General features: G+C 47.2%; 11 protein-coding genes and 1 tRNA gene. 6 read left to right on the forward strand and 6 right to left on the reverse strand.

Going from position 1 to position 5,909, the window contains the following annotated elements:
- The coding region (locus tag HMPREF1640_RS13595; protein WP_036891585.1) for a hypothetical protein at nucleotides 1-203 on the forward strand (203 nt) is incomplete at its 5' end.
- A gap of 84 nt (nucleotides 204-287) precedes the next feature.
- Here HMPREF1640_RS13595 and HMPREF1640_RS00970 read toward each other — a convergent pair.
- From HMPREF1640_RS00970 to HMPREF1640_RS00980, 3 genes are all read right to left on the reverse strand, one after another.
- Nucleotides 288-370: transfer RNA gene (locus HMPREF1640_RS00970), tRNA-Tyr, on the reverse strand.
- A 104-nt stretch (nucleotides 371-474) separates the two neighbouring features.
- Nucleotides 475-780, reverse strand: coding sequence for a hypothetical protein (locus HMPREF1640_RS00975; protein WP_369699809.1), 306 nt, complete (start codon nucleotides 778-780; stop codon nucleotides 475-477).
- Nucleotides 781-811: 31 nt separating this feature from the next.
- Nucleotides 812-1,096, reverse strand: a complete 285-nt coding sequence (locus tag HMPREF1640_RS00980; protein WP_369699810.1) for a hypothetical protein — start codon at nucleotides 1,094-1,096, stop codon at nucleotides 812-814.
- A 108-nt stretch (nucleotides 1,097-1,204) separates the two neighbouring features.
- Between HMPREF1640_RS00980 and HMPREF1640_RS00985 the strand changes: the two genes are divergently transcribed.
- The 5 genes from HMPREF1640_RS00985 to HMPREF1640_RS01005 all read left to right on the forward strand — a co-directional run bounded on the left by HMPREF1640_RS00985 (nucleotide 1,205) and on the right by HMPREF1640_RS01005 (nucleotide 3,916).
- On the forward strand, nucleotides 1,205-1,405 hold the full coding sequence (locus tag HMPREF1640_RS00985; protein WP_036891588.1) for a hypothetical protein: 201 nt from the start codon (nucleotides 1,205-1,207) through the stop codon (nucleotides 1,403-1,405).
- 4 nt (nucleotides 1,406-1,409) lie between these two features.
- Nucleotides 1,410-2,135 (forward strand): sigma-70 family RNA polymerase sigma factor, encoded by a 726-nt coding sequence (locus HMPREF1640_RS00990; protein ID WP_036891589.1) that lies wholly within the window; start codon nucleotides 1,410-1,412, stop codon nucleotides 2,133-2,135.
- A gap of 4 nt (nucleotides 2,136-2,139) precedes the next feature.
- Complete coding sequence (gene yfcE, locus HMPREF1640_RS00995) at nucleotides 2,140-2,694, forward strand: phosphodiesterase (protein WP_036891590.1); 555 nt, start codon at nucleotides 2,140-2,142, stop codon at nucleotides 2,692-2,694.
- Nucleotides 2,695-3,393: 699 nt separating this feature from the next.
- A complete protein-coding gene (locus HMPREF1640_RS01000; RefSeq protein WP_036891591.1) occupies nucleotides 3,394-3,654 on the forward strand; it encodes a type II toxin-antitoxin system Phd/YefM family antitoxin in 261 nt (86 codons plus the stop codon).
- Nucleotides 3,647-3,916 carry a Txe/YoeB family addiction module toxin gene (locus HMPREF1640_RS01005; RefSeq protein ID WP_036891592.1) on the forward strand — a complete coding sequence of 90 codons (270 nt, stop codon included), beginning with the start codon at nucleotides 3,647-3,649 and terminating at the stop codon, nucleotides 3,914-3,916. The genes HMPREF1640_RS01000 and HMPREF1640_RS01005 overlap by 8 nt, the downstream gene beginning before the upstream one ends.
- A 4-nt stretch (nucleotides 3,917-3,920) precedes the next feature.
- Here the strand turns inward: HMPREF1640_RS01005 and HMPREF1640_RS12475 are convergent, their stop codons facing one another.
- From HMPREF1640_RS12475 to HMPREF1640_RS01020, 3 genes are all read right to left on the reverse strand, one after another.
- Nucleotides 3,921-4,100, reverse strand: coding sequence for a hypothetical protein (locus HMPREF1640_RS12475; protein ID WP_052051647.1), 180 nt, complete (start codon nucleotides 4,098-4,100; stop codon nucleotides 3,921-3,923).
- Nucleotides 4,101-4,415: 315 nt separating this feature from the next.
- The gene (locus HMPREF1640_RS12480; protein WP_052051648.1) at nucleotides 4,416-4,802 is read right to left on the reverse strand and encodes a hypothetical protein; all 387 of its coding nucleotides are present in this window, start codon (nucleotides 4,800-4,802) and stop codon (nucleotides 4,416-4,418) included.
- Nucleotides 4,803-5,348: 546 nt separating this feature from the next.
- Nucleotides 5,349-5,891 (reverse strand): hypothetical protein, encoded by a 543-nt coding sequence (locus HMPREF1640_RS01020; RefSeq protein WP_036891594.1) that lies wholly within the window; start codon nucleotides 5,889-5,891, stop codon nucleotides 5,349-5,351.
- Nucleotides 5,892-5,909 lie beyond the last annotated feature (18 nt).

Below are 5,909 nucleotides of genomic sequence, written 5' to 3' on the forward strand. Positions count from 1 at the left end.
CTTGGCAACCGTTCGCGGTTGCCAAGGGGGCTGTAGATCGTTCGCCGCGAGGCCCTCGCGCTCGCGGCCTAAGTCTTGTCGCCGGGCCGTCGCCTGCCATTCCGTCGGCCGTGTTTGCGGCGGTAAAAGTCTATCCATGTCTTTGCGGCGAGCCAAGCCATGACAATGGTGAGCAGCGCGAAGACCGCTATCAGTACGTATAAATTCATGTTGGGGAAATGTTGGGAAAGCCGTGTCGCCCGCGTTGCCCATCTCGGTCATGGCTCGCGGCTTTCTCGTTTCGGATGTGGGTGGTGATGGATTCGAACCACCGTAGGCAAGAGCCAGCAGATTTACAGTCTGCCCCATTTGGCCACTCTGGTAACCACCCAGTTGCTTTTAAAATTTGAAAGCGATTGCAAAGATAAGGCCTTTCGGGCGAAAAAGCGAAGGAACGCGCGATGTTTTACATTTTTTAAGTGTTCGCGCCGTGGCTCACGCCTCATGTCGCCCGGAGTCTCGCGCCGTCTTCTTGCGTTTCTGCCACCATGCCTTGGCGCCCTTGGCTCCCAAGATGGTGATGCCGCAGTATTGGCACGTCTTGGCCATCCCGAACAGCGCCACCCACAACGCGCCTTTGGCGGCGGCGGGGATGGGCAACGCCATCTGCGCGAACGACAATATATAAAAAGGTATGCACATCGCAAGCACAGTCACGCCCGCGCGGTATGACAGTCGGCCCAGCCGCGCTTTGATATTGCTCGCGACCGTCCTCATGGTTTTCTTGGTGTAATGTGTCAAGGTGGTTTGGCGTTTGTCGTTGGCGTGTGGCTCACAGCATGCCCTCCAGCCGCGCCACGGCTTGCGCGAGGTCGCTGCCGAACGTGGCGTGGGTGAGCAGGTACTCGCGGCGCCCGTCGGCCAGCAGCGCGTACAGCTCGGCGCTCATTTGTTGCACGTACATGCCTATGGCGTACTCTATCTCGTCTCTCTGCGCGGGGTCCGTGGACCGCGAGTACACGCGCTCTTTCTGGTGAAAGAACGCGTAAGTTTGCTCTATGCTGTCTTTGCTGATCATATCCTGTGCCTCGCCGCGCGCGGCCTTTTTGGTTGTCATCACGCGAAATTACACAAAAAAAGTGAGTTTGGCTCGCGATTGGCTCTTAAAATCATTTGGCGTTTGATAATTTATGCGTAACTTTACCGCAAATAAAAATAGCGAACAGTGAAAGATTTGGAAGAGTATCGCGCCGCCATATTGCGGGCGTTGACGCGAGCCTGCGACGCCGCCGGCGCGCCCAAGCTCACCAAGGCCGAGGCCGAGGCGTTGGTGGCGGAGCTGACTGACAGCGAGCTGTCTGACGGCATGCCGTTCAATACCCCCGAGGAGGTGGCCGAGTTGCTCTTGGACTCAGGTTTGCAATAGCACTATGAACAAAGACAGAAACGCTTTTGACCGTTACATGGACGAGATAGACCGTCCCGTCCGCCTCACCGATGACGAGGAGCGGCAGCTCGCCCAGCGCATACAGCTTGGCGACAGCCGTGCCATAGACCGTCTCACCAAAGCCAATCTCACCTACGTGGTGTCGTTGGCTCGCCAGTACGCCAACCGCGGGTTGGCGTTCGAGGACCTTGTCAGCGAGGGCAATATAGGCATGCTGCGCGCCGCCGCCAAATACACCGCCGACAGCGGCAAGCGGTTCGTGGCTTTCGCGGCGCCCTATATCCGCGAGGCTATGGATGAAGCCGTGCGCCAGCAGGGCGGGCTCTACCGTGTGCCGCGCAACGCGGAGGACGTGGCGTTGGAGAACAAACGCCGCCACGCCCTGTCCATAGACCAACCCATAGGCGGCAGTGCTGAGTTGAGTCTTGGCCGTGTTATCCCAGACCGCGACGCTCCCATCCCAAATGAGGCTGTCGAGCGCGCGGGGCTGATGGAAGAGTTACGATCGCTGGTGGCCCGTTTGGACGAGCGAGACCAACGGGTCGTGGGCTTGCTCTATGGGCTCGGCGGCTCTCCAAAGACGATGGCGGAAACGGCGCGAGACATGGGCGTAAAGCGCGAGCGCGTTCGCCAAATACGCGACAAGGCCATCAGGAGGATTGGCAAAATGACGAAGAACTCATCTCTCAAAGACTATCTAAGGGGCTGAAACCATGAAGTACATGATGATTTCCGACATTCATGGATCGCTGCCGCGATTGCGCGCCGCGCTCCGGTTTTACCGCGACGAGCGGTGCGACATGCTGCTCGTCGCGGGTGACATTATCAACTATGGACCGCGCAACCGCGTGCCCGAGGGGCTTGACGGGCGCGGCGTGGCCGACACGCTCAACGCCATGGCCGCCGACATCGTGGCCATTCGGGGCAACTGCGACTCGGAGGTGGACCAGCAACTGCTCGATTTTCCCATGCTCTCCACCTACTCGCTGTTGGTGGATGAGGGGCGGCGCGTGCTGCTCACGCATGGCCATATATATAATAAGGAGAAATTGCCACCCGGCCATTTTGACGCGGTGATTGCCGGCCACACCCATTTGTGGGAGCTGCGCGCGGCCGACACGGGCACCCTTTTTTGCAACCTTGGCTCCATCACCTTCCCCAAAGGCGGCAATCCGCCCACCTTTGGCATGATGGAGCGCGGTGTCGTCACCATACGTACGCTCGATGGCGAGACGCTCGCGCGAGCCGACATGGGGAAGCGCGCTTAGAGTGAGAGTGGGACTTGCCCCCTTTTTCATATTCTGATTTGGCGGTCGCTTTTTATCAAAAGGCGAGTGACGCTCGTTGTCATTCTTTCTTTTGGATTTGTCATCACATTGCTGAATTATTTTGACAAACGTCTCCTAATACTGAGCCTGTACGATTTTGGCAAGCCTTTGGCCGTGAATATGTGCTTAATTTTACGTTTGCTGTAACTCGCTTTGCAACGGTCAGTTATGGTGATTTTGTTTTTCTGCTGTTTCGTCCTCTTTTTTCGCTCATTGCGTTTAGGGCCTAATCGTACTGCGTTTAATGCTTAATCGCACCGTGTTTAGAGCCTAATCGCACTGTGTTTAGGGCCTAATCGCGCGCTGAATAACCCTTAATCGCGCCGCGTGGCAGGCGCGAGGCAAGCCCGGTTGCGTTTGGCGCGAGAGAATGGACATAACAGACGTTGTCTATAACAGAAATAAGGCTTTATCGGATTGCTCTCTCGAAAAACGGAAAGGAAGCAAAATGAAAAAACAAAAATAATCCCCTTGGGGGGGCTAACGTAAGCGTGAAATGAACAAACTTTTTATGACGTGTACACATATAAGTGAAAAATGTATATTTTTTGTACTTATGTGAAAAAAAATAAGTACACGAATGTGTCTTAATTTAAAAATAAAGTATTAGATTTGCACCTAAAACCAAATTTTATCAATATGCAGGTAATAAGCACAAGAGAATTTAGAGCCAATCAGAAGAAGTATTTTGATTTGGCTGCTCACGAAACTATTTATGTGGCTCGGAGAAATGAACCCCCCATACTTATCAGCGTTGCAAAGGACGAGGACATGCTTACAAGGGAAGAACTTCTGTCCATTCAGCAAGGTTTAGACGATTTGAAGAATGGTCGTATTAGCCGTATGGAGAAATGGGAAAGTCTTGATGATTTTTTAGAGCGTACAGACGACCATGTATGAATTAGATTTCACGGAACAATCCCAAAAGGAAATAGCCAAACTAAGAAAGTCTGATACTCAGGCATACAAAAAATTAAAGCTTTTATTAGTCGAACTTCGGGAACATCCATACACTGGCACAGGACACCCACATCAACTTCGTTATATTGATGGTATTTGGTCGAGGAAACTCGATAAGAAAAACCGTCTGCGCTACATAGTCAACGATACGACAATCGTTGTGCTTGTATTATCGGCTATGGGACATTACAACGACAAGTAGGGGGTTATCTTTTTAGCCGCCTACTTCGGTGTTGATGTTCTTCTTCCCTCACACCATTGGCAATGTTTCTCAATTCCCTTTCTGCTTGGTTCCATTTTGAGCCGTATTGGTATTGCCCTATTATGCCGCACCCATAATAGGCAGCGTCTTTAAGTTTCTCGGCTGCATCTGCATCGTCCTGCATGACGAAAGATAATAGGCACCTGTCCTCTGTGTCAAAGTTTCCGTTGATGTGCCTTACATAGTTGCGGATTGCGTTGATGCATCTTGCTATGATAGGAATGCTTTGAAATTTCTCTATATCTTCTCTGTATTTTTGGGTGTTTACTGCCTGCTCCTTGGCTTTTTTGAGTTGGGCTTGTAGATTATATACTTTCCCATAGGCTTTATTAAATCCCTCTTGATAGGCTTTGTCTATCTTCTGTGTGGCACTTCCAACTGTCCTATCTGTTCAGCCTTGAGATTAAATATTTCTTTTTCTTGGGTATTTAATTGCGTTTTAAGGGCTTTTACCTGTTTGTCCTTGGAACTGCCCGAAAAATCCTTTAATGCCATCGGAAATAGTTTTTGCGCTTTCTATGGCTGCTTCTTTGCGTGCCTTGGAAACCTTGAGATGCTCCAACTCTTCTTTCATCTGTTTTTCTTTTCTTATCCTCTCTTCCTCCAGCTGCTTTAATTTGGCTTTCTCGGCAAAAGATTTGTATTGCTGTGCCGTTAGGTGCTGTTTATCGCTTGATACCCCTCTATCCATTTGCAGGATTTCCGCCGTTATAGTCTGCATGGCCATCATGCCTTCAACACCAAGACCATAAGCATTTTCTTCATCTTCTTCATGTTTTTTTGTTTTTAGGGTTAATGATATAATTCTTAATATAGCAATAAGCAAGGATGCTGGTGAAGAATACTAATAAAGAAAGTATAATGATACTTGGTATCGAATTAAAAATAAACGTAATTCCGATCACAAAAAAACCAACTATTATCATCATGCATAATAAAAGAGGATCTTTCTGTAGTGGTTCATTTAAAGGTCTAAAAAAAACTTTTATAGACAAATTAACGTTTTGCGATATTCTTTTTGGCATATCTTTGAAGTTAGATGTTTTGACGAAGTATATTTTTGGCAAATGTAATTATCATATTGCACAAAAGCAAATATTTATGATAAAAAAATATATGATTAAAATCTATGTGATATTTGAATGAGTTCATTCTCTCGATAGCCCCCACAGCGGTTAGCACCTTGAAGCGAAACGGTTAGGATGTGCGCCCGAGGTGTGGAGGAACGGAACACCATGCGCACGAGTTGAAGTGAAACGAAACGTCTCTATATTAAGAAAATTTCCCACCAACTGCAAATCTTGCATGTGGTGGGAATGGTCTTGCGTCAGGTGCAAATAGTTATGTTTTATGAAATCCTATAAGGTTTTTGTTATAAACTTATATCTTGAGGATTCTTAAAGCTTTTTATGTAATTACCATTTGAGAAATAATGGTAGCTTGCATAATCAATCTCTTTTAGATTTAAACCGATTAAAGAATGATAAAATTTATCGATATATTTTGCCCTTGATTTAGTATTATATACACTTGTTTTTATCATTAAAATAGGAAAATTATTTGTGACACCTAAAAAAATGTCATCATAAATATTTGAAATAACAAGTAAATCTGTATCGTTTTTCTTACATATATCTTCTAATATGTTTGGAGGTAAACAAAAAGAAGATTTACAAAATGGTGTATAATCGTATATTATAACGTTGTTATGATTTGAAAGGTATTCTTTTACTTGTTCTACAGTGACAGTGTATATGTTTGAGTAGTCGTGGATTTCGTCTATTTTTCCTTTGTAGTTAATTATTTTAGCTTGTTCCTTTTTTGACAAGTGGGAATAACCTGATGTCAGTCCTGCTATTTGACAAGATACCAGAAAAAAAGGAACAAGTAAAAAAATAACGGTAGAGCGTTTCATAGAAAATTCATTTTAATG

It is taken from the genome of Prevotella sp. S7-1-8 (assembly GCF_000758925.1).
GTDB lineage: Bacteria > Bacteroidota > Bacteroidia > Bacteroidales > Bacteroidaceae > Prevotella.